This is a genomic window from Streptomyces sp. MBT53 (assembly GCF_016654115.1).
Classification (GTDB): domain Bacteria; phylum Actinomycetota; class Actinomycetes; order Streptomycetales; family Streptomycetaceae; genus Streptomyces.
In genome coordinates this window covers 42,181-63,746 of record NZ_JAEQAZ010000013.1, presented here as the reverse complement: position 1 = coordinate 63,746, position 21,566 = coordinate 42,181, and the positions used below count along the sequence as shown (strand labels likewise).

Genomic DNA, 21,566 nt, shown 5'->3' with positions numbered 1-21,566 from the left:
GAGTTCAGGCCCGGTACAGGGCCTCGACCTCGTTCGCGTAGGCGTTCTCGATGGCCTTGCGCTTCAGTTTCAGGGACGGGGTCAGCAGACCGTGTTCCTCGGTGAAGGGCTGGGCCAGGATACGGAAGGTGCGGATCGACTCGGCCTGCGAGACCAGGGTGTTGGCGGCGACCACGGCGCGTCGCACCTCGGTCTCCAGGTCGGTGTCCCGCACCAGCTCCGCAGGTGTCATCCGGGATTTGCCGCGCATGGTGAGCCAGTGCTCGACGGCCTCGTGGTCGAGGGTGACGAGGGCGGCGATGTAGGGGCGGTCGTTGCCGACGACGATGCACTGCGACACCAGCGGATGGTCCCGCACCCGCTCCTCCAGAAGCCCGGGCGCGACGCTCTTGCCGCCCGAGGTCACCAGGATCTCCTTCTTGCGCCCGGTGATGGTGAGATAGCCGTCCTCGTCGAGGGAACCGAGGTCGCCGGTGGCGAGCCAACCGTCGTGCAGGGTCTCGTCGGTCGCCTTCTGGTTGTTGAGGTAGCCCTGGAAGACGTTGGGGCCGTTGAGCCAGATCTCGCCGTCGTCCGCGATGTGCACGGTCACACCCGGGACCGCCTGGCCGACGGTGCCGTAGCGGGTGCGTTCGGGCGGGTTGGCGGTCGCGGCGGCCGTCGACTCGGTGAGGCCGTAGCCCTCGTAGATCTGCACCCCCGCACCGGCGAAGAACAGTCCGAGCCGCCGGTCCATGGCCGACCCGCCGGACATGGCGTTGCGGATCCGGCCGCCCATGGCGGCCCGCACCTTGGAGTAGACGAGTTTGTCGAACAGCTGGTGCTGCATCCGCAGTCCGGCGGACGGGCCGGGGCCGATGCCCCACGCCTTCTCCTCGACCGCGTCCGCGTACCTCACCGCGATGTCGACGGCCTTCTCGAACGGCCCGGACTTGCCGTCCTTCTCGGCCTTGCGGCGGGCCGCGTTGAAGACCTTCTCGAAGATGTACGGCACGGCCAGGATGAACGTCGGCCGGAACGCGACCAGGTCGGGCAGCAGGGCGGCGGCGTTGAGCTGCGGCTGGTGGCCGAAACGCACCCCGCCGCGGATCGCCGCGACCTGCACCATCCGCCCGAAGACATGCGCCAGCGGCAGGAACAGCAAGGTCGCCGCCTCGTCGCCCTTCTTCGAGTGGAAGACGGACTCCCAGCGGTCGATGACGGTGTCCGCCTCGTACATGAAGTTGCCGTGCGAGATGACACAGCCCTTGGGACGGCCCGTGGTGCCCGAGGTGTAGATGATCGTCGCGGTCGATTCCGGGGTGACGGCCTGGCGGTGCCGGTGTACCACCTCGTCCTCGATGTGCGCGCCGGCGTCGTACAGCTCCTGCACGGCGCCCGTGTCCAGCTGCCACAGCTGGTGCAGCGCGGGGAGGCGGTCGATGACGGTGGCGATGGTCATCGCGTGGTCCTCGTGCTCGACCATGGCCGCCGAGACCTGCGCGTCGTGCAGCATCCAGAAGCACTGCTCGGCCGACGACGTGGGGTAGACGGGCACCACCTGGGCGCCGATCGTCCACAGCGCGAAGTCGAACAGCGTCCACTCGTAGCGGGTGCGGGACATGATCGCGACCCGGTCGCCGAAGCGGACGCCCCGGGCCAGGAGGCCCTTGGCGAGGGCGAGGACCTCGTCGCGGAACTCGGCGGCGGTCACGTCCCGCCACTCGTCCTGCTCGTCCTTGCGGCCGAGGGACACGTGGAGGGGGTCGTCCTGGGCACGCTCGAACACGACGTCGGCCAGACCGCCCACCGGCGGCGCCAACGCCAACGGAGGGTTGGTGAACTCGCGCAAACCCCGCTCCCCGCTCTTGTCGACGCTCCCCACAGCGCGGTGAAAGCTACCCCACCGGACGGAAGGGCGGGAGGGGGCCGGAATCAGAGCAGTCCTCACGTCCGCACAGGTCAGCGCCGGAAAATGCCCTCACAAGGGGAAGGGTCGGACAGAAATCCTTACGGTTCCGTAGGTTTCGGCCCCGTAATCTCCACTGAATCTGTACGACCCGATTACCCCCGCCGTCCCCCTCGTGCGACGTCACCCGGACGACGCCGTCTCCTCCTCACTCAGCGCCCGCGCGCCCGATTCCGTCACCCCGCCACGCTTCGCCCGACCGGCACCCACCAGCACGAGGACCAGCGCACCGGCCGCCGTACCGACGAACCCGGCCGTCACGAACGCCGAGTCGAGCCCCGACGCGAACGCCGCCCGCAGCGCGTGCTCGGAGAACACCCCGCGCAACGCCCCCGCCCCGCCGCCCGCGAGCGTGTGCGCCGCGTCGTGCGGGAGTGTGTCCCGCATCCGCGAGGTGAGGACGGTCCCGGACACGGCGACACCGAGCGCGTACCCCAGCTGCCGTACGGTGTTCATCGCGCCGCCCGCCATGCCCGCCCGCTCCGCCGGCACCGCGGCGAGGGCCGCCCCGGCGATCCCCGGCGCCACCAGCCCCGTACCGACCCCCACCAGGACCAGCCCCGGCACCAGCGCCGTCCAGTCCGAACCGGCGCCCAGCACGGCCTGGCAGAAACACCCCGTACCGATCAACAGCAGCCCGCCGCCGACCGTCAGCCGGGCCGGCACCCCGTGCAGCAGCTTCCCGGCCAGCACCGACACCACGACCGCCGCCCCCGTCAGCGGCAACAGCGTCAGCCCGCCGCGCACCGGGCTCATCCCCAGCACCGTCTGCAGCCAGATCGACAGATACGGCATCCCGCCGAACGCCACCCCGTTGAAGGCCAGCCCGCCCGCCATCACCCCCACGAAAGCGGGCTTGCGCAGCAGCGCCAGATCGAGCAGCGGATGCGCCACCCGCCGCTCCACCAGCACGAAACAGACCAGCGCGAGCGCCGCCAGCGCGAAGGACACGAGCGTCGGCGTCGCACCCCAGCCGTCCTCCCCGGCCCGCACCACCGCGTACGTCACCCCACCCGCGAACCCCGCGAACGCCACCGTCCCGAGCCAGTCGATGCGCATCCCGCGCGGACCCTTCGACTCCGGCACCACCCGCAGCGTCAGCCACACCGCGGCCACGCTCACCGGCAGGTTCACGAAGAAGATCCACCGCCAGCCCGGCCCCTCCGTGAGCACCCCGCCCAGCACCGGCCCGACCGCCGCGGCCCCGCCGCTGACCGCGCCCCACACCCCGAGCGCCACCGACCGCCGCCGCCCCTGATACACCGAGCCCAGCAACGGCAGCGTGGTCGCGAGCATCGCCGCCGCCCCCACTCCCTGCACGGCCCGGGCGGCCACCAGCGCGCCCGGCCCGCCCGCGAGCCCGCACAGCAGCGACGACACCGCGAACAGCACCAGACCCGCCACATGCACCCGCCGCCGCCCCAGAATGTCGGCGGCGGCCCCGAACCCCAGCAGCAGCGCGGCCAACGCCAGCGCGTACCCGTCGACCACCCACTGCAGATCACTCAACGACGCGTGCAGCGACCGCGCCATGTCCGGCAGCGCCACCACCACGATCGTCACATCCAGCAACAACATGAACGTGCCCAGGCACACCGCCGTCAGCGGCCCCCATGTACGCATGTCCTCAACTCCCCTGTCCCGGACCATCGGTTCTCCGTACGATGGGCTCCTCCCGGACGATCACCGCCGAACCGGGCGTCTCATCGCCGGAATCCGACAGGAGCAGCCGTGCTGGAGATGGAATCCGACACCCTCGACCGGCTCGACATGGAACTCCTCACCGCCCTGGAGATCAACGGCCGCGCCTCCTTCAGCCGACTCGGCACGGTCCTCGGTGCCTCCGACCAGACGATCGCCCGCCGCTTCCGCCGACTCACCGCCGAGGCCGGCCTGCGCGTCGTCGCCATCCGGGACGCCGAACGCCTCGGCCAGGACCAGTGGATGCTGCGCCTGCGCTGCGCCCCCGACAACGCCCTCAACATCGCCGACGCCCTCGCCAAACGCCCCGACACCGCCTGGATCGGCCTCGCCTCCGGCGGCACCGAGATCGTCTGCCTCACCCGCCCCCGCAACCCCGGCGACTACGACGACCTCCTGCTCGGCAAACTCCCGCGCACCCCCAGCGTCCTGGACATCCGCGCCCACCAGATGCTGCACCGCTTCTACGGCGGCCCCACCGGCTGGCTCCGCCGCTTCAAAGTGCTGGCGGACGACCAGATCGCCGCCCTGCTCCCCGAACCGGCGCTGGGCCCCGCCCGCGTCGAACCGGACGACGAGGCCCTGATCGCCGTACTCGAACGCGACGGACGCGCCACCTACCCCGAACTCCAGCGCGCCACCGGCCGCTCCGAGTCCGCCGTCAAACGCCGCCTCGCCACGCTGATCGGCTCCGGGGCCGTGTACATCGACATCGAATACGACTCGGAGGTCTTCGGTTACCCGCGTGCGGCCGTGCTGTGGATCACGGCGACCCCCGCGGCACTGCACTCGGTCGGCGAGGCGCTGGCCACGCACGACCAGATCGCCTACGCGTCCGCGACGGCCGGCACGTCCAACATCGTCGTGACGGCCGTCGTGAAGGACACGGCGGGGCTCTACGACTACCTCAGTGGACCCCTCGGACAGCTCGACGGAGTGCGGCACGTGGAGGCGAGCCCGTTCCTGCGCCGGGTCAAACAACTGACGTACCGGACGCTTCCGCTCAACTCGCCCGCAACTCGCGCTCCCTCAAAGTAAGTTCAAGATAAATCATGCTCAATACCAAGCACTCGGAGGCGTGAATCACAGTGTCCGGCGATCGAATGTGGCTCGTCCAAAGCGATGCCGCGGGGATTTTCCCGAAGATCTTTTCCGGTGCCGGAAAAAATCATGGGAAGTCCTCAGGGCGAGACCCCTGAAGGGAATATCGAATTGAAGACCAAAAACGCTCACCGCAGGTCCCTGGGACGCCACAGGAAGGTGGTGGGCGCCTTAGCGGCAGCGACGGCCCTACTCGGCGGCGGCCTCTACGCCAACGCGAACGCCGCCTCCGTCCAGTCCGACCCGTCCAGCAGCGCCTCCGCCCCGGACACCGGATCCCAGTCCTCGTCCCAGACCACCCCCGGATCCACCTCCCCGTCCACTCCCGGATCCGCCCGACCGTCCTCGATCGTGCCCTCGAACTCCGCCGGGACCGGCACCTCCGCCTCGGACGTCGTCGACGCCGCCAACACCTTCCTCGACACCCTGGACGACGACCAACAGGCCGACGTACTCCTCGACTTCACCCAGGCCAACGCCGTCGCCTGGTCCAACCTCTCGTGCGGCGCGACCTGCCGGGTCGGCATCGAACTCAGCTCCCTCAGCGACACCCAACTCGCCGCCGCCAAGGCCGTGGTCGAGGCCGCCACGGGCACCGGCAGCGACACCGGCTACAACCAGATCTCCCAGATCCTCGCGGCCGACGACGTCCTCGGCGAGACCGACAGCAGCTACGGCAGCGGCAACTACTACCTCGCCTTCCTCGGCACCCCCAGCACCACCGGCACCTGGCAACTCCACTTCGGCGGCGACCAGTTGGCCGTCAACCTCACCTACAAGGACGGGGAAGTCGTCGGTGCCACCCCGTACTTCGCCGGCGTCGAACCCGTCAGCTGGACCGACGACAGCACCACCTACGCACCCCTGTCCGGGATGCACGACGGCCTGGTCTCGATGCTCGAAGGCCTGACCGACGACGAGCTGACCGAGGCGAAGCTCTCCGACACCACCACCGACGTGGTGCTCGGCCCGGCCGACGACGGCGACTTCCCCACCACCAAGGAAGGCATCGCGGCCAGCGAACTCACCGACGACCAGCAGCAGTTGATCCTCGACGCCATCACGCCCTGGGTCGAGGCCGCGGACGACACGACCGCCGCGTCCACCCTGAGCACCTACAAGTCGGAGCTCGACGACACCTACATCTCCTACTCCGGCACCACCGACCTGGACACCGTCGGCGACTACGTCCGCATCGACGGACCCGGCGTCTGGATCGAGTTCTCGGTCGAGGACGGCGTCGTCGACACCAGCCAACTCGGCTACAGCAGCGTCTACCGCGACCACGACACCGACTACGGAGGAGAGTTCTCGTTCTCCTGATCCGCATAGCGGGCGGCGCTGCTCCTGACCGACAGCGCCGCCCGCAGTCGGTATTTCCTGTACGGCTTTATTGCGCGCCCTCGCGGAATTCAGTATCTGCATTTCCCCGCAATGGTGGAACGCCGATGCCGCCGATATTACGGACCGCGTCGATGCAGCCGATCCCCACCCGCCAGAATCGCCGCCGCCAGCGCGTCCGCCGCCCCCTGTGCGGAAACCCTGCGCCGCCCGTGCACCAGCACGAAATCGACCTCCCCCAATTCCGGCAGCCCCGCCCGCTCCGGTACCCGTACGAGGCCCGGTGGCACCAGCCCCTTCGAGTGCGCCATCACCCCGAGTCCCGCCCGGGCGGCGGCGATCAGCCCGTTCAGACTCCCGCTCGTGCAGGCGATACGCCACGCCCGCCCCTGCCGCTCCAGTGCCTCCATGGCAAGGGCTCGCGTGATCCCCGGCGGCGGATAGACGATCAGCGGCACCGGACGGTCCGCGTCAAGCCGGAGCCGCTCCGCGCCGATCCACACCAGCTTGTCGTGCCAGACCAGTTCGCCCCGGGGGTCCTCGGCTCGCCGCTTCGCCAGCACCAGGTCCAGCTTCCCGGCCGCCAGTTGCTCGTGCAGCGTCCCGGACAGCTCCACGGTCAGCTCCAGGTCGACCTCGGGGTGCTCGTAGCGGAAGCCCTCCAGGATCTCCGGCAGCCGGGTGAGGACGAAGTCCTCGGACGCGCCGAAGCGCAGCCGGCCGCGCAGCCGGGTGCCGGTGAAGAACGCCGACGCCTGCTCCTGCACCTCCAGGATCCGGCGCGCGAAACCGAGCATCGCCTCGCCGTCCTCGGTCAGCTCCACGGAGTGGGTGTCCCGGGTGAACAGCTGCCGTCCCGTCGCGTCCTCCAGCCGCCGCACATGCTGGCTCACCGTCGACTGGCGCAGCCCGAGCCGCCGCGCGGCCTGCGTGAAACTCAGCGTCTGGGACACCGCGAGGAAAGTCCGCAGGTGAGAGAGGTCGTACATGGCATACACGGTATCCGGTCATCGCGAAACGTGATGACAGTCAGAGCGGTATGACGGATTCCCGATCAAGAGGCGGAAGAGGACGATGGGGAGGGCACCGGTCCGCGCCGGACGGGCGGACGTACAGCGAGACAGTGGAGCACAGTGAAACGCCTGCGATGGCCCAGTCGGATGCCGATCGACCCCTACATCCTGCTGCTCCTCGGGACAGTCGGCGTCGCCGCACTCCTCCCCGCCCGAGGCACCGGAGCGGATGTCGCCTCGGGAGCCTCCACGGCCGCCATCGCGTTCCTGTTCTTCCTCTACGGTGCCCGCCTCTCGACCCGCGAGGCACTCGACGGCCTCAAGCACTGGCGACTGCACACCACTGTCCTGGCCTGCACCTTCGTCGTCTTCCCGCTGCTCGGCCTGGCCGCCCGCGGACTCGTCCCGGTGCTGCTGACCCACCCCCTCTACCAAGGGCTGCTCTTCCTCACCCTCGTCCCCTCGACCGTGCAGTCCTCGATCGCGTTCACCTCGATCGCGCGCGGCAACGTGCCCGCCGCGATCTGCGCCGGCTCCTTCTCCTCCCTCGCCGGCATCGTCATCACCCCGCTGCTGGCCGCCGCCCTGCTCGGTGGCAACGCGGGCGGCTTCTCCGCCGACTCCGTCGTCAAGATCGTGCTGCAACTCCTCGTGCCGTTCCTCGCCGGGCAGTTGCTGCGCCAATGGGTCGGCGGCTTCATCACCCGGCACAAGAAGGTCCTCGGCTACGTCGACCGCGCCTCGATCCTCCTCGTCGTCTACACCGCGTTCAGCGAGGGCATGGTCCAGGGCATCTGGCACCAGGTCAGCGCGCTGCGCCTGGCCGGACTGCTCGCCGTCGAAGCCGTCATCCTCGCCGTCATGCTCACCCTGACCTGGTACGGCGGCAAGGCGCTGCGCTTCGACCGGGAGGACCGGATCGCCATCCAGTTCGCCGGGTCGAAGAAGTCCCTCGCCTCCGGACTGCCCATGGCCAGCGTCCTGTTCGGCGCCCACGCCTCCCTCGCCGTACTGCCGCTGATGCTGTTCCACCAGATGCAGCTGATGGTGTGCGCGGTCATCGCCAAGCGTCGCGCCCGCGACCCGCAGCCCGAGGTCACCGGGACGGCGGCCCCAACCGCAGGGTCACGAACCGCGGTCGGTACAGCGACACGTTCCGGCTGAGGTTCCAGGCCGCCGAAGTGGCCGTCGCGTCCAGCCAGTTGACGTCGTAGCTGAGCACGATCCGCCCGTCTCCGCCGAGCGCCGGATGCACCTGCGGGTTGTACGCGGCGACCTGCCCGGCCGGCAGCGGCGGACTGAACCCCGGGGCCGGCCCGTGCCACGGCCCGACGGGCGAACAGGCCCAGTACGAGGTCACGGTGGTCAACCCCCGGCTGCCCGCCGCCATCGTGAACAGGACGTACGTCCCCCCGTCCCGCACCACCGAGAACGCGCTCCCCACACCGGTGTGTTGACCGTCCCCGAGCACCGCCCGCGGCCCGGCCCGCCCCGTCCACGCCGAACCGTCCCAGTACTCCCAGGCCCCCGGCTCCCCGAGCCGCCCCTCCGGCACCCGCGCCACATACGCGGAGGACGTCGGCCGCGCCGCCGCCTGCCCGTCGTTCCCGCCGAAGACATACGTCCACCCGCCCACCGCGACCAGCGTCGTCCCGAACTGCACACGCTGCGAAGGGTCTTGGACCAACCGCTGGTCGAAGACCGTCACGATCGACTCCACCCGCAGATCCGGCAGCGACAGCGTCGCCACCTCCGTCGCGGTCGGCATCCCGTAGATCCACGGATACGCGCCCGCCGTCCGCGTCCACAGCAGTACCCGTACGACGGACTCGGCCGAACCGGGGGAGCGGGGCTCGACACGGGCCGCGACCGGCCAACGCCATTCGTTCGGGGCCGGATCGGGGAACAGCGGTGCGGGGAGGGTGAGTTGGGGGTGTCCGTCGCGCATCACCACCGCCGAGTTGCGCACCAGCGGCGCGGTGGTGTCCCGCCAGACGTAGGACTCGCCGACCGGGTTGGGCGGGCCGTGCACCTGGCCGAGGTAGGTGTCGGAGAACAGCCACAGCACCCGTCCGTCCGGCAGCCGCACCGAGTGGGTGCCGTCGCCGCCGGTCCAGTCGTCGGTACGGGTCGTGTCGTCGCCGTACGCGGCAAAGGAGTCGGTGAGTTTCGTGTCGGCCGACCAGGAGCGCACCGTACGGGCCGGGCACGCGCCGCCGCCCTCCCGGTCGTGGTCCTTCGGGAGGGCGGTGAGCAGCACGGCCGCGAGAGCCAGGGTCAGCAGCAGGCCGACCCCGGCTCCCGTCCGCTGTCGTGCTCGTCGGTCCTCGGGCACGCCCGGGACGTTAGTGGCTGCCGCTCACCCGGTCCATGGGCAGCCACAGCACGGTCCCGGCGGTGGGCGGATCCTGTGCGGCCAGTTCGTCGTCCGTCAACAGCCGGTCCCAGACGTGGACTTCGTCGAGGGACCCGGTGAAGTACTGCAGGCTGTCCACGCGTTGGCCGAGGTGCACGCCGAACGGCGAGTTGCGGCTCACGGACCCCACGACGTCCGCCGTGCTCACCGTCGTTCCGTCCACGGAGAGCGTCAACTGCCAACCGCCGCGCCGCACCACGGCGTGATGCCACTGCCCGTCGTTGTAGGCGCCTGCGGTGACCACGGAGGTGGTGTGGACGGCCGTCGCACCGTCCCGGGTGGTGATCAGCGCCCGCACGTGGTTGCCGGCGGGCTCACCGCGCAGCCACACCTGCGGCTGACTTGTACCGACCCCGCCCATCCACAGGAACGGCTGATCGCCGGTCGTCGCGGTGTAGCGGAACCAGAGGGAGGCCGTGAAGTCCTTTGTCCCCAGGGGCAGTCGGTCGCTGTAGGGCAGTCGTACGGCGTCGTCGACACCGTCGAAGGACAGCGCACCGCCCGACACCCCGTCCGTCTCCTGGGCGCCGCCGAGCACGGCCGCGCGCTGGGCGTGCGGGGCGAGGTCGGCGGTCGTCGGGTCCGGGCCCCGACGCGGTTGCAGCCAGGCCTCGTTGAAGCGGGCGAAACGGATCTCGTCGGTCGCCGACACCGCGCCGCCCTCGTAGAGCAGGCCCACCGTGTCCCCGCTGATCCGCGCCATGTCGGAGTAGCCGGACCAGTCCTTCGTCACCACCGTGCCGCGGTCCACGCTGTCCCAGGTGCGCCCGCCGTCGTAGGAGGAGCGGATCATCATCGTCCGGCGGCGGTCGGGGTCCGCGTCGCAGGACAGCAGGATGCGGGAGCCGAGGCCGAGGGTGGCGCACTGGACCTGCGGGGCGTACAGGTCGGGCAGGTCGCGGAAGGGCGCGGTGAAGCTGTCGCCGCCGTCGCGGCTGACCGCCTGGGTGCGGTGGCCGAGGTCGGTGCCGTCCTGCTCCCGGCCGCTCACCAGGATGGAGCCGTCAGTGCGCTCGGTCATCGTCACCTCGGACGGTTTCTGCCGCCAGGTCCCGTCGGCCGCGATCGGGTACGAGTCGGTGGCGCCGATCTTCCAGTGGTCGCCGCCGTCGTCGCTCACGATCAGGGCCGCGTTGTTCGCGGTGACCCGACTCCCGTCCCAGGTCTCGGTGTTGACGCCGAACACGAGCCGGCCCCTGTGCTTGCCGCGGGTGAGCTGGATGCCGTGCACGGGACCGGTGGCGTACCAGGAGTTCCAGTTCGGGGGCAGGATCTCGTCGCTCAGGTCACGCGGCTGCGACCAGCTGAGACCGTCGTCGTCGCTGTACTGCAGATGCGGGGTGCGGTCGCAGGGGACCGAGCAACTGGCGCTGTCCGTACGGCCGGTGTTGTACGTCTCGGCGAGCAGGATCCGGCCCGTCCCGCGGTCCACGACGGGTGCCGGGTTGCCGTGCGTGTCGCCGCCGCCGTGGTTGACGACCTGCAGCGGGCTCCAGGTGGCGCCGTCGTCGGTGGAGCGTTTGACGACGATGTCGATGTCGGTGGCGTCACCGCAGTTGAGGATCCGGCCCTCGGCGAACGCGAGCAGCGTCCCGTCGTTCGTCCTGACGACGGCCGGGATCCGGAAGCAGGCGTAGCCCGGGTCCTGGGACGCCTTGAAGAGGACCTGTTGCGTGAACTCCGGTGCGGGGCCGGTGGTTTGGACGGCGGCGTGGGCCGGGCTCGGGAGCACGAGCAGCGCGGCCAGGGTGAGTGCGGCGGTGAGGGTGGATCTCAGACGTGCGCGAAGACTTGACGGCATGGTGGTGCGACCTGCCCTTCATTCGTCTTGACATCCGGACATCCCACGTCCAACGGGCGCGTCACAGACGTTAGTTGGGGCATCCGGAGCCTCACAAGAAGCGTGCAGCGGTCGGTGTCACGGAAGTTGACGGGACGACAGGGGTGGGCCGGTGCCTCAGGGGCGCAGCACGACCTTGCCCAGGTTGCCCCGCGACTCGATCACCTCGTGTGCCTTCGCCGCCTCCGCCAGCCCGAACTCCCCGTGCACGAACGGCTTCAGGGCACCCTCGGCGAACAGCCGCCACAGCTCCCGCCGCCACCGCTCGTACAACTCCGGCCTCCCGCGCGCGATCCGCGCCATCTGGAACCCGATCACGGACTTCGCGCCCACGAGAAGGTCGTACGCCTGGATCGTCCCGCCGCCCGAGCTGTACGCCACGAGCCGCCCGCCGGGGACGAGCGCCGCCACCGCCGGGGTGAGCAACTCGCCGCCCACCGCGTCGAGTACGTAGTCGACGGGCTCGACCGGGCCCAACGCGTCGTAGCCGATCACCTCGTCGGCACCCAGGGCGCGCACGAAGTCGCCCTTCGCCGGATCGGAGACCGCGCCCACCACTCGCCCCGCCCCCCGCGCCTTCGCCAACTGCACGGCGAGATGGCCGACTCCGCTCGCCGCGGCCGTGATCAGCGCGGCCTCGCCCGGCTCGGGGCGGGCCGCGTCCAGTGCGCCCAGGGCCACCAGCCCGCTGCGGACGAGCGCGACCGCGTCGACGGCGGAGGCGGTGTCGGGCACCCGGGAGGCCATCGCCTCGCGCAGGACGGCGAAGTCGGCGTAACCGTGCCCGAAGCACAGCCCCGTCACCCGCTCGCCCACCCGGAATCCGGTCACCTCCTGTCCTACGGCGACCACCTCGCCCGCGATCTCACCGCCGAGCGGGATCGGCTCGACGGCCTCGGTGACCTTGCGGACGACGGGCAGGGTGACCCCGATCGCCTCGGTGCGGACGAGGAGTTCACCGGGCCCGGGGTCGGGTACGGGGGCCTCCTCCAGGAACAGCGGGCCGCCGGTGGTCTCGTACCGGACGCGTCGCATCGCACCTCCAGGAATCGTTGGGAGGTCCAATGGTATTCACGGTTTCATTGGGAAGTCCAACGAATTCTGGGTAGGCTGCGCACATGGCCGAAGCACCCCTCCCCGCGATCCGCTCCCTCCCCAGCTGGCTCCTCGGCCGAGCCGCCGCCCGCGGCCGGGCCCTCGTCGCCGACGCCCTGGCCGCCGAAGGCCTGAAGATGTGGCACCACGTGGTCCTCTCCGCCGTCCGCGACCTCGCCCCCGTCGCCCAGGCCGACCTCGGCCGCGGTGTCGGGCTCGACCCCAAGGACCTCGTCGGCGTCCTCAACGACCTCCAGTCCGCACACCTGGTCGTCCGCGAGCCCGACCCCAAGGACCGCCGCAAGAACGCGGTGTCGCTCACGGCGGAGGGCGCGCGCCTGTTGAAGCGGTGCGAGAAGGCGGCCCGTGAGGCCAACGACCGGCTCCTCGCACCCCTGACGGCGGCCGAACGCGACCGGTTCATGGACCTGTTGATCCGGATCTCCGGTACGGACGGCTGACGGGAGCTAACGTTCCGTCATGACCCCACCGCAGACTCCCGAACCCCGGCTCGCCCTCGACCCCGCGCGCACCGCCCTGGTCCTCGTCGACCTGATGGACCGCATCGTCGCGCTGCCGCTCGAACCGTACAAGGGCACCGAAGTCCTCTCCGTGGCCGGGGAGTTGGCCGCCGCCTTCCGCTCCGCCGGAGCGCTCGTCGTACTGATCCGGGTCGAACGCCCCGGCATCACCGAACAGCCCTCCGGCAGCGGACTCGCCGCCGGACTGGCCGAGGAGGGCGACCTGGAGATCGTGAAACGGACGATCGGCGGCTTCCAGGGCACGGGACTTGACCAGCGGTTGCGTGAACGGGGCGTCGACACCCTGGTGTTCGGCGGGATCGCCACCAACCTCGGCGTCGAGTCCACCGCCCGCGCCGCCGGTGACCTCGGGTATCAGCTCGTCTTCGTCGAGGACGCCATGAGCGCGCTCACCGACGCCGAACACCAGGCGTCGGTCAGACTCGACTTCCCACGGCTGGGGTCGGTCGTGACGGCGGCGGAGGTGGGGTTCACGCCGGGAGGCTGACACGCCCTGAGCGCAAGGCGGCCGACGAGAGGCTGACACGCCCTGGACTCAAGGCAGTTGAGAAGTGGGGCCCGGCCGTCAGACGAGGAGGGTGCCGCCGTCCACGACCACCGTCGAACCGGTGCTGTAGCCACCGCGCATCAGATACAGATACGCCTCGGCGACATCGGCCGGCTCACCGATCCGGCCGACCGGGAGCGACCCGGCGACGGACGCGAACAGTCCGTCCCGGTCGTCGTCGGGCAACTCCCGCCACAACTCCGTGCGGACGAGACCGGGCGCGACCACGTTGACCCGCAGCGGCGCCAACTCCAGGGCCAGCGCCCGGGTCAGCGACTCCATCGCCCCGCACAGCGCGGCGGCGACGGACGTACCGGGCAGCGGCCTGCGCCCGGCGGTCCCCGTGGTCAGCACCACCGAACCGCCCTCCCGGATCGACCCGGCACCGTACTTCACCGCCGTGTACGCACCCCACAACCGGGTGTCCAGGAACGCCCGGGACCGCCCGAGGTCGGACTCCGCCACGCTCTCCATCAGCAGCGCCTCACCCGCCGTGTACACCAGGTGGTCGTAGCCGCCGAGCCCGGCGAAGAAGTCCCTTACGGCGCTCTCGTCGCTCGCGTCGAGCACCCGGCCCTCCGCGTCCTCGGGGAGCCGCTTCAGCGCCGCGTCCACGCTCTCCTGCCGACGCGAGGCGACCACCACCCGGGCGCCCTCCCGCCCGGCCGCCTCCGCGACCGCGAGCCCGATGCCCGCCGTACCGCCGATGACGACGATCCGCTGTCCTCGCACTCCCATGACCTGCCCCTTTCGTGTTGCTGTGACGTCGTCCAGCCTGCGGTGGCGGCCGCCTCGCCGTCCAAGACCTCTTTCGGCGTCGGCGATACCCTGAAGGCATCGCCGACGGCGACAGCACCGGCAACAGCACTGGCAACGGGAACGGCAGGGAGGCGGTGGCACCCATGGATCTCGACCTGCGGAAGGTCCGCTACTTCGTGGCGGTGGCCGAACTGCTCCACTTCGGGCGCGCGGCCGAACAACTTCACATCGCGCAGCCGGTGTTGAGCCGTCAGATCCGGGCCCTGGAAAAGGACCTGGACGCCACTCTCTTCGAACGTGACAGCCACGGCGTGACCTTGACGGCGGCGGGACGCCAACTCCTCGACGACGGACGGACGTTGCTCGCCTCCGCGAACGCCGCTCGCCGCCGGGTGCAGCGCGCCGCTCACGGGCCGCACCGCCTCGTCGTCGGCTTCCGTGCCGGTGTCGTGATCACCCCTACGCTGCGCGCCTTCGGCGCCGCCCGTCCCGAGGCCGAGGTCAAGGCCCGGCGGGTCGAATGGGACGACCAGGAACAGCTGATCCTCGACGGCACCGTCGACCTCGCCTACCTGCGCCGCCCCATCCGCGAACAGGGCCTCACCCTGCTCCCGCTGTTCACCGAGACCCGGGTGGCGATGCTCCCCGCCGACCACCGGCTCGCCGGCAAACCGGACCTCGTCCTGGCCGACCTCGACGGCGAGACCTGGCTGCGCTACCTCAACCCGAACCCCGACCCCGACGACGTACCGATCCGCAGCATCGAGGAGAAGTTCGAGAACGTCGCCTCCGGAGCGGGCATCACCCTCGTCCCGGTCTCCGTCGCCGAGCAGTACTCCCGCCCCGACATCACCTACGTCCCCGTCACCGACGCCGAACCCGACGAGGTGATCCTCGCCTGGGAGACGGCCCGCCGCTCACCCCTCGTCACGGCGTTCGTACGGGCCGCCCAGGGATTGGAAGGGCAGGGATCGGAGGGGCCGGGCGCGGAAGGGCTGGACTGAGGCGGGGCCCCTGCGGCGCAGGGGGCGCTCCCCGCCGGCCGGGGCCCCGCCGCCGTGCCGCGGGACGAGGGCGTCAGCCCTGGGTGGCCGCGGCCGTCAGGGCGATACGGTCCTCGCCCGCGTACACGTTCATGTTGCTGCCCCGCAGGAAGCCCACCAGTGTCAGACCCGTCTCCGCCGCCAGGTCCACGGCCAGCGACGAGGGCGCCGACACCGCCGCCAGCACCGGGATCCCGGCCATCACGGCCTTCTGCGCCAGCTCGAAGGAGGCCCGGCCGGAGACGAGCAGGATCACCCGGGACAGCGGCAGGTCGCCGTTCTGCAGGGCACGGCCGACCAGCTTGTCGACCGCGTTGTGCCGGCCCACGTCCTCCCGTACGTCCAGCAGCTCGCCCTCCTCGCTGAACAGGGCCGCCGCGTGCAGACCCCCGGTCCGGTCGAAGACCCGCTGGGCCGCGCGCAGCCGGTCGGGGAGGCTCGCGAGCAGCGCGGGCTCGACACGGACCGGGGGAGTGTCGGCGATCGGCCAGCGGGTCGTCGTACGGACCGCGTCCAGGCTCGCCTTGCCGCACAGACCGCACGACGACGTCGTATACACGTTCCGCTCCAGCGTGATGTCCGGAATCACCACGTCCGGGGCGGTGCGTACATCGACGACGTTGTACGTGTTCGTGCCGTCGACCGTCGCCCCCGCGCAGTAGACGATGTTCCGCAGATCGTATGCAGTCGCCAGTACACCTTCGCTGACCAGGAACCCGGCCGCGAGCGCGAAGTCGTCGCCCGGCGTCCGCATGGTGATCGCGAGGGGTTTGCCGTTGAGCCTGATCTCCAGGGGCTCCTCGGCGACGAGCGTGTCCGGACGGCTGGAGACCGCGCCGTCGCGGATCCGGATCACCTTGCGTCGTTCCGTGACTCGTCCCATGTCCTGATCAGCCCCGGTTCTGTACGTGTCTGTACGTGCTGGTGGCCGAAACGGCCCTTGCCGCGAAAGTCGCCGCAGGCCACCCGGTTGTCGTGCGGCGAGGTGACCCTCACGCTCTCATTGTCCTGCACGTGCGGAGTGGGCTCGCGGCCCACCCGCGTCTCCTCGTATGCCACCTCTCACGCGGCGCTCCTCAGCGCGAGCAGGTCCGAGATGGCGTGCACGGTGCGCAGGGTGGGCACCTCCACGCCGGTGATCTCCGCCAACTCGACGACGGCCGCTAGCAGTACGTCGAGTTCGAGCGGCTTGCCGCGCTCCAGGTCCTGGAGCGTCGAGGTGCGGTGGTCACCGACGCGTTCCGCGCCCGCGAGCCGCCGCTCGATGGAGACACCGACCTCGCAGCCCAGGGCCTCGGCGACCGAGAGCGTCTCGGTCATCATGATCTCGATGACCCTGCGGGTGCCGCCGTGCAGACACATCTGCCGCATGGTGGCGCGGGCCAGCGCGCTGATCGGGTTGAAGGAGATGTTGCCGAGCAGCTTGAGCCAGATGTCGTTGCGCAGGTCCGGCTCGACCGGGCACTTCAACCCGCCGGCCCGCATGGCCTCGCTCAGCGCGAGACAGCGCACCGAGACGCTCCGGTCGGGCTCCCCGATCGAGAACCGGGTGCCTTCGAGATGGCGCACAACTCCCGGGCCCGCGAGCTCCGTTGCCGCGTAGACGACACAGCCGACGGCCCGCTTCGGCGCGAGCACCGCACTGACCGCGCCGTCCGGGTCCACACTCTCGATGCGCTGCCCGTCGTAGGGGCCGCCGTGCGCGTGGAAGTACCACCAGGGGATGCCGTTCTGGGCCGCCACCACCGCCGTGGTGTCGTGCAACAGCGGCTCGATCAGCGGCCCGCACGCCGCGTACGAGTTGGCCTTCAGACCGAGCAGGACGAAGTCGACCGGGCCGATCTCCGCCGGGTCGTCGGTGGCATGGACGCGGGCGGTGAAGTCGCCGCGCGGGCTGAGGACTTGGACGCCGTGCTGCCTCATGGCCGCGAGATGCGGTCCACGGGCGACGAGATGCACATCGGCGCCCGCACGGTGGAGCGCGGCGCCGACATAGGCGCCGATCGCACCGGCGCCGAGGACTGCGACTTTCACTGGGACTCTCCGTTCGGTCGAGGGAGTACCGCGGAGGTGACTGCCGTAGCTGCTGCGGCTGTCGTCCGGCCAGTGCGGACGGTAGCCGAACAGTGTCGACGAAATATTGTCTACAGTATGGAGTCGAGGGTCGGCAAGGGTTCGGACAGCGACCGTCGCGTCAACGACCGTTCCGGCGGCGACCGTTCGGCGCACTCTGCATACCGTTCATCGCATACGGTCGACGCGCCGCCTTCTCAACTCCCTTGCCACTCCCTACCGTCCGGGATCATGAGTCCCCCAGTAGCACCCCCGGCGTGGAGCCGCTGGCTGGTTCCCCCCGCCGCCCTCTCGGTGCACCTCTCCATCGGCCAGGCCTACGCCTGGAGTGTCTTCAAGCCGCCGCTCGAATCCTCACTGAACCTCAGCGGCACGCAGAGCGCGCTGCCCTTCCAGCTCGCGATCGTCATGCTCGGCCTGTCGGCCGCGTTCGGCGGCACCCTCGTCGAACGCAACGGCCCGCGCTGGGCGATGACCGTCGCCCTGATCTGCTTCTCCTCCGGCTTTCTGATCTCCGCACTGGGCGCGGAGACGAAGCAGTTCTGGCTGATCGTCCTCGGCTACGGCTTCGTCGGCGGCATCGGCCTCGGCATCGGCTACATCTCACCGGTCTCGACCCTGATCAAGTGGTTCCCGGACCGGCCCGGCATGGCCACCGGCATTGCCATCATGGGCTTCGGCGGCGGTGCGCTCATCGCCTCCCCCTGGTCGGCCCAGATGCTGAAGTCGTTCGGCTCCGACAACACCGGCATCGCGCAGACGTTCCTCGTACTCGGTCTTTCGTATGCGGTCTTCATGACACTCGGCGTGCTGCTCGTACGGGTGCCGCGCACCGAGAACTCCCAGGACCCGGCGAACTCGTCCGGCGCTCCCGCCCTCACCGGCGTCCAGGTCTCGGCCAACAGCGCCGTGCGCACCCCGCAGTTCTGGTGCCTGTGGGTCGTCCTGTGCATGAACGTGACCGCGGGCATCGGCATCCTGGAGAAGGCCGCCCCGATGATCACGGACTTCTTCGCGGACACCTCCACACCGGTCTCGGTGTCGGCCGCCGCCGGCTTCGTCGCACTGCTCTCCGCCGCCAACATGGCGGGCCGCATCGGCTGGTCCTCGACCTCCGACCTGATCGGCCGCAAGAACATCTACCGCGTCTACCTGGGCGTCGGCGCGGTCATGTACGCGCTCATCGCATTGTTCGGCGACTCCTCGAAGCCGCTGTTCATCCTGTGCGCGCTGGTCATCCTCTCCTTCTACGGCGGCGGCTTCGCGACCGTACCCGCGTACCTGAAGGACCTCTTCGGGACCTATCAGGTCGGCGCGATCCACGGCCGGCTCCTCACTGCCTGGTCCCTGGCCGGTGTCCTCGGACCGCTGATCGTGAACTGGATCGCCGACCACCAGAAGGACGCCGGCAAACACGGCGCCTCCCTCTACGACACCTCCTTCCTGATCATGATCGGACTCCTCGTCATCGGCTTCGTCGCCAACGAACTCGTCCGGCCCGTCAACGCCCGCCACCACATCCCCGCCCAGAGGGAGGCCGTCGATGTCGAACGACACCAGTCAGAGTCCGCCTGACCGGCGACCGCTGATCGCCTTCGCCTGGCTCTGGGTCGGCGCACCCCTCGTCTACGGCCTCTACGAACTGATCCTCAAGGCGAAGCAGCTGTTCACCGGCTGAATGTTCGGCGCATACCGTCAACCGCAGGACGGCTGACGGAAGCCGACAACCCGGACGGCAGTTTCCTGTGGCATCACCTGCCGTCGTACCCGCGAGTCACTGGCAAGACTGGTGGATCCCGCTACCCAAGGCAACGAGGGGAACCACCCATGAACGGCACGCGGATCGCCTCCGTCGGCCACTACCAGCCCGCCAAGGTACTCACCAACAAGGACCTGGCGGGCATGGTCGACACCAGTGACGAGTGGATCACTTCCCGGGTGGGCATCCGGACCCGTCACATCGCCGGACCCGACGAACCCGTCGACGAGCTGGCCGCGCACGCCGCCGCCAAGGCGCTGGCCGCGGCCGGCCTGACGCCCGGGGATATCGACCTGGTCCTCGTCGCCACCTCCACGGCCATCGACCGCTCCCCGAACATGGCCGCCCGCGTCGCCGCCCGCCTCGGCATCCCCTCACCGGCCGCGATGGACGTCAACGTCGTGTGCGCCGGCTTCACCCACGCCCTCGCCACCGCCGACCACGCCGTCCGCGCGGGAGCGGCCGTACGGGCCCTGGTCATCGGCGCCGACAAGATGTCCGAGGTCACCGACTGGAGCGACCGTACGACCTGTGTCCTCGTCGGCGACGGAGCGGGCGCCGCCGTCGTGGAGGCCGCCGACGAGCCCGGCATCGGACCGGTCCTGTGGGGATCCGTCCCCGAGATGGGCCACGCGGTACGGATCGAGGGCACGCCCCCGCGGTTCGCGCAGGAGGGCCAGAGCGTCTACCGCTGGGCCACCACCCAACTCCCGCCCATCGCCCGCAAGGCCTGCGAGAAGGCCGGCCTGACCCCCGCCGACCTCGCCGGTGTCGTCCTCCACCAGGCGAACCTGCGCATCATCGAGCCCCTCGCCGAGAAGATCGGCGCCGTCAACGCGGTCGTCGCCCGCGATGTCATCCAATCGGGCAACACCTCCGCCGCGAGCATCCCCCTCGCGTTCTCGAAGCTCGTCGAACAGGGCGCCGTCCGCACCGGTGATCCGGTCCTGCTGTTCGGCTTCGGCGGGAATCTGTCGTACGCCGGTCAGGTCGTACGGTGCCCGTGACCTGGGCACACGCTCAGGTGTGACCTTGGATGTGACGAGGTCGACTCCCGCACCCTCTGGCTACTGTGCGCCGTAGACTGTAGACGATAGACAATCGATACTTGGTCGTACGGCCGCGTACAGGCACTGTCTGCTGGCTACTGTCTGCAAAATGCCGATGTTGCTCAGGAGGGGGACCGCGATGTTGTCGCAAGGACTGCCGCAGGGGGCGGTGCCCAAGCTCGAACGCCCGGGCCCGCTGCGCGACCGTGTCTACGAGGCGCTGCTCGAACTCATCACCACGCGCGCCCTGCGGCCCGGCCAGCACCTCGTCGAGAGCGAACTCGCCGGGCACCTCGGAGTGTCCCGGCAACCCGTGCGGGAGGCGCTGCAGCGGCTCAACACCGAGGGCTGGGTCGATCTGCGGCCCGCGCAGGGTGCGTTCGTGCACGAGCCGACGGAGGAGGAGGCCGACCAACTCCTCACCGTACGCACCCTGTTGGAGGCCGAGGCCGCCCGGCTCGCCGCCGCCAACGCGGGCAAGGCGGGCATCGCCGTCCTGGAAGAGCTGTGCGCGGAGGGCGAGCGCGCCGTCGACGCCGACGAGGTGGACGCCGCCGTCGCCATGAACGCCCGCTTCCACACGAAGATCATGGAACTGGCCGGCAACGCCGTCCTCGCCGAACTCGCCGCGCAGGTCGACCGCCGCGTCCGCTGGTACTACACGCCGGTGGCACGGCAGCGCGGCCTGACGTCCTGGATCGAGCACCGTCACCTGATCGACGCGATCGCGGCCCGCGACGAGCTGCGCGCCAGCCTGCTGATGCGGGAACACACCGAGCACACCCGGCGGTCGTACCACGAGCGGGAGAAGTCCTGAGCGGACGCGAGACAGCTGGCGCACCAGCGGGTTCGAGCCGTCGGTATTGCTGCCAACACGCCCATCAGGGCGGTGAGTTCTGCGACAGCGAACAGCCGCACGGCGAGAGCAGCGCCATTACCGGTCGTCCGGTGTCGTGTCCACCCGGAACGCTGTGATCAGATTTCCGACGGTCCTCTTCACGCCTGCGCAGAGACAGACGATGTCTCGCGGCATCGCGAGGAGGGGCATTAGCCGGAGCCGATCTTCGGCCGGAAGTCACGCGGCCCCCGGGAGCGCGGTGCTGACCTGTCCGATGGCCTGGACCGACAGCGCGGTGAGCGGCACGGTGAGTTCGGCGATGGTGCAGTGGCTGACGAAGGCGAGGCGTGCCGACTCCGCGGCCGGGCTCTTCTTCAGGCGCGGTGCTCATACAGGGAGCGTAGTTGGGCTGCTTGTCTGAACTGCCTTGTAGTCAGGGTGCGTTCGGCTGGCTACTCTCTGAGCTCTGCCAGCGAGTTCAGGGAAAGGTGCCAAGCGGTT

19 protein-coding genes and 1 pseudogene are annotated in these 21,566 nt (G+C 70.2%); 10 read left to right on the top strand and 10 right to left on the bottom strand.

What is annotated here, in order from left to right; translation table 11 throughout:
* Nucleotides 1-4: 4 nt before the first annotated feature.
* Both JHN45_RS07380 and JHN45_RS07375 read right to left on the bottom strand, forming a co-directional pair.
* Nucleotides 5-1,831, bottom strand: coding sequence for a long-chain fatty acid--CoA ligase (locus JHN45_RS07380; RefSeq protein WP_201048442.1), 1,827 nt, complete (start codon nt 1,829-1,831; stop codon nt 5-7).
* A 240-nt stretch (nt 1,832-2,071) separates the two neighbouring features.
* Nucleotides 2,072-3,571 carry an MFS transporter gene (locus JHN45_RS07375; protein WP_201048441.1) on the bottom strand — a complete coding sequence of 500 codons (1,500 nt, stop codon included), beginning with the start codon at nt 3,569-3,571 and terminating at the stop codon, nt 2,072-2,074.
* A gap of 117 nt (nt 3,572-3,688) precedes the next feature.
* Between JHN45_RS07375 and JHN45_RS07370 the strand changes: the two genes are divergently transcribed.
* Complete coding sequence (locus tag JHN45_RS07370; RefSeq protein ID WP_201048457.1) at nt 3,689-4,687, top strand: Lrp/AsnC family transcriptional regulator; 999 nt, start codon at nt 3,689-3,691, stop codon at nt 4,685-4,687.
* 225 nt (nt 4,688-4,912) lie between these two features.
* Entirely contained in the window at nt 4,913-6,073 is a 1,161-nt protein-coding gene (locus tag JHN45_RS07365; RefSeq protein ID WP_307783052.1) for a DUF3500 domain-containing protein, read from the top strand.
* A 137-nt stretch (nt 6,074-6,210) separates the two neighbouring features.
* On the opposite strand, the gene JHN45_RS07360 is transcribed toward JHN45_RS07365, so the two are convergent.
* Nucleotides 6,211-7,080 (bottom strand): LysR substrate-binding domain-containing protein, encoded by an 870-nt coding sequence (locus JHN45_RS07360; RefSeq protein WP_200717475.1) that lies wholly within the window; start codon nt 7,078-7,080, stop codon nt 6,211-6,213.
* Between the two features lie 171 nt (nt 7,081-7,251).
* Here JHN45_RS07360 and JHN45_RS07355 point away from each other — a divergent pair, with 171 nt between their 5' ends.
* Nucleotides 7,252-8,268 carry a bile acid:sodium symporter family protein gene (locus JHN45_RS07355; RefSeq protein WP_201048440.1) on the top strand — a complete coding sequence of 339 codons (1,017 nt, stop codon included), beginning with the start codon at nt 7,252-7,254 and terminating at the stop codon, nt 8,266-8,268.
* On the opposite strand, the gene JHN45_RS07350 is transcribed toward JHN45_RS07355, so the two are convergent.
* The 3 genes from JHN45_RS07350 to JHN45_RS07340 form a co-directional block, all read right to left on the bottom strand.
* On the bottom strand, nt 8,201-9,439 hold the full coding sequence (locus JHN45_RS07350) for a DUF4185 domain-containing protein (protein ID WP_201048439.1): 1,239 nt from the start codon (nt 9,437-9,439) through the stop codon (nt 8,201-8,203). The genes JHN45_RS07355 and JHN45_RS07350 overlap by 68 nt on opposite strands.
* Before the next feature lie 10 nt (nt 9,440-9,449).
* Complete coding sequence (locus JHN45_RS07345) at nt 9,450-11,321, bottom strand: sialidase family protein (RefSeq protein WP_201048438.1); 1,872 nt, start codon at nt 11,319-11,321, stop codon at nt 9,450-9,452.
* A 156-nt stretch (nt 11,322-11,477) separates the two neighbouring features.
* Nucleotides 11,478-12,395 carry an NADP-dependent oxidoreductase gene (locus JHN45_RS07340; protein ID WP_201048437.1) on the bottom strand — a complete coding sequence of 306 codons (918 nt, stop codon included), beginning with the start codon at nt 12,393-12,395 and terminating at the stop codon, nt 11,478-11,480.
* A gap of 83 nt (nt 12,396-12,478) precedes the next feature.
* On the opposite strand from JHN45_RS07340, the gene JHN45_RS07335 reads away from it, so the two are divergent.
* Nucleotides 12,479-12,916, top strand: a complete 438-nt coding sequence (locus JHN45_RS07335; RefSeq protein WP_200712824.1) for a MarR family winged helix-turn-helix transcriptional regulator — start codon at nt 12,479-12,481, stop codon at nt 12,914-12,916.
* 19 nt (nt 12,917-12,935) lie between these two features.
* Nucleotides 12,936-13,484 carry an isochorismatase family protein gene (locus JHN45_RS07330; protein WP_201048436.1) on the top strand — a complete coding sequence of 183 codons (549 nt, stop codon included), beginning with the start codon at nt 12,936-12,938 and terminating at the stop codon, nt 13,482-13,484.
* Nucleotides 13,485-13,562: 78 nt separating this feature from the next.
* Here the strand turns inward: JHN45_RS07330 and JHN45_RS07325 are convergent, their stop codons facing one another.
* The gene (locus JHN45_RS07325) at nt 13,563-14,282 is read right to left on the bottom strand and encodes an SDR family oxidoreductase (protein WP_201048435.1); all 720 of its coding nucleotides are present in this window, start codon (nt 14,280-14,282) and stop codon (nt 13,563-13,565) included.
* 164 nt (nt 14,283-14,446) lie between these two features.
* Here JHN45_RS07325 and JHN45_RS07320 point away from each other — a divergent pair, with 164 nt between their 5' ends.
* Nucleotides 14,447-15,307 (top strand): LysR family transcriptional regulator, encoded by an 861-nt coding sequence (locus JHN45_RS07320; protein WP_201048434.1) that lies wholly within the window; start codon nt 14,447-14,449, stop codon nt 15,305-15,307.
* 73 nt (nt 15,308-15,380) lie between these two features.
* Here JHN45_RS07320 and fdhD read toward each other — a convergent pair whose 3' ends face one another.
* From fdhD to JHN45_RS07310, 3 genes and pseudogenes are all read right to left on the bottom strand, one after another.
* Entirely contained in the window at nt 15,381-16,229 is an 849-nt protein-coding gene (gene fdhD, locus JHN45_RS07315) for a formate dehydrogenase accessory sulfurtransferase FdhD (protein WP_201048433.1), read from the bottom strand.
* Nucleotides 16,199-16,384, bottom strand: a pseudogene (locus JHN45_RS54650) (hypothetical protein); the annotation flags it as partial. The pseudogene JHN45_RS54650 and the gene fdhD, both read right to left, overlap by 31 nt.
* Before the next feature lie 24 nt (nt 16,385-16,408).
* The gene (locus tag JHN45_RS07310) at nt 16,409-17,380 is read right to left on the bottom strand and encodes a 2-dehydropantoate 2-reductase (RefSeq protein WP_201048432.1); all 972 of its coding nucleotides are present in this window, start codon (nt 17,378-17,380) and stop codon (nt 16,409-16,411) included.
* Between the two features lie 270 nt (nt 17,381-17,650).
* Here JHN45_RS07310 and JHN45_RS07305 point away from each other — a divergent pair, with 270 nt between their 5' ends.
* The 4 genes from JHN45_RS07305 to JHN45_RS07295 all read left to right on the top strand — a co-directional run bounded on the left by JHN45_RS07305 (nt 17,651) and on the right by JHN45_RS07295 (nt 21,044).
* The gene (locus tag JHN45_RS07305) at nt 17,651-18,994 is read left to right on the top strand and encodes an OFA family MFS transporter (protein ID WP_201048431.1); all 1,344 of its coding nucleotides are present in this window, start codon (nt 17,651-17,653) and stop codon (nt 18,992-18,994) included.
* Nucleotides 18,963-19,097 (top strand): hypothetical protein, encoded by a 135-nt coding sequence (locus tag JHN45_RS53940; RefSeq protein ID WP_267930280.1) that lies wholly within the window; start codon nt 18,963-18,965, stop codon nt 19,095-19,097. The genes JHN45_RS07305 and JHN45_RS53940 overlap by 32 nt, the downstream gene beginning before the upstream one ends.
* Before the next feature lie 149 nt (nt 19,098-19,246).
* The gene (locus tag JHN45_RS07300) at nt 19,247-20,185 is read left to right on the top strand and encodes a beta-ketoacyl-ACP synthase III (RefSeq protein WP_200712831.1); all 939 of its coding nucleotides are present in this window, start codon (nt 19,247-19,249) and stop codon (nt 20,183-20,185) included.
* Nucleotides 20,186-20,366: 181 nt separating this feature from the next.
* A complete protein-coding gene (locus JHN45_RS07295) occupies nt 20,367-21,044 on the top strand; it encodes a GntR family transcriptional regulator (protein WP_201048430.1) in 678 nt (225 codons plus the stop codon).
* The last annotated feature ends 522 nt before the right edge of the window (nt 21,045-21,566 follow it).

Excerpts from the sequence above, each read along its gene's own strand:
- JHN45_RS07355 (WP_201048440.1), top strand. The coding sequence starts at position 7,252 with ATGCCGATCGACCCCTACATCCTGCTGCTCCTCGGGACAGTCGGCGTC.
- JHN45_RS07330 (WP_201048436.1), top strand. The coding sequence starts at position 12,936 with ATGACCCCACCGCAGACTCCCGAACCCCGGCTCGCCCTCGACCCCGCG.
- JHN45_RS07320 (WP_201048434.1), top strand. The coding sequence starts at position 14,447 with ATGGATCTCGACCTGCGGAAGGTCCGCTACTTCGTGGCGGTGGCCGAA.
- JHN45_RS07340 (WP_201048437.1), bottom strand. The coding sequence starts at position 12,395 with ATGCGACGCGTCCGGTACGAGACCACCGGCGGCCCGCTGTTCCTGGAG.
- JHN45_RS07305 (WP_201048431.1), top strand. The coding sequence starts at position 17,651 with ATGAGTCCCCCAGTAGCACCCCCGGCGTGGAGCCGCTGGCTGGTTCCC.
- JHN45_RS07345 (WP_201048438.1), bottom strand. The coding sequence starts at position 11,321 with ATGCCGTCAAGTCTTCGCGCACGTCTGAGATCCACCCTCACCGCCGCA.
- JHN45_RS53940 (WP_267930280.1), top strand. The coding sequence starts at position 18,963 with ATGTCGAACGACACCAGTCAGAGTCCGCCTGACCGGCGACCGCTGATC.
- JHN45_RS07375 (WP_201048441.1), bottom strand. The coding sequence starts at position 3,571 with ATGCGTACATGGGGGCCGCTGACGGCGGTGTGCCTGGGCACGTTCATG.
- fdhD (WP_201048433.1), bottom strand. The coding sequence starts at position 16,229 with ATGGGACGAGTCACGGAACGACGCAAGGTGATCCGGATCCGCGACGGC.
- JHN45_RS07370 (WP_201048457.1), top strand. The coding sequence starts at position 3,689 with ATGGAATCCGACACCCTCGACCGGCTCGACATGGAACTCCTCACCGCC.
- JHN45_RS07335 (WP_200712824.1), top strand. The coding sequence starts at position 12,479 with ATGGCCGAAGCACCCCTCCCCGCGATCCGCTCCCTCCCCAGCTGGCTC.
- JHN45_RS07325 (WP_201048435.1), bottom strand. The coding sequence starts at position 14,282 with ATGGGAGTGCGAGGACAGCGGATCGTCGTCATCGGCGGTACGGCGGGC.
- JHN45_RS07360 (WP_200717475.1), bottom strand. The coding sequence starts at position 7,080 with ATGTACGACCTCTCTCACCTGCGGACTTTCCTCGCGGTGTCCCAGACG.
- JHN45_RS07300 (WP_200712831.1), top strand. The coding sequence starts at position 19,247 with ATGAACGGCACGCGGATCGCCTCCGTCGGCCACTACCAGCCCGCCAAG.
- JHN45_RS07295 (WP_201048430.1), top strand. The coding sequence starts at position 20,367 with ATGTTGTCGCAAGGACTGCCGCAGGGGGCGGTGCCCAAGCTCGAACGC.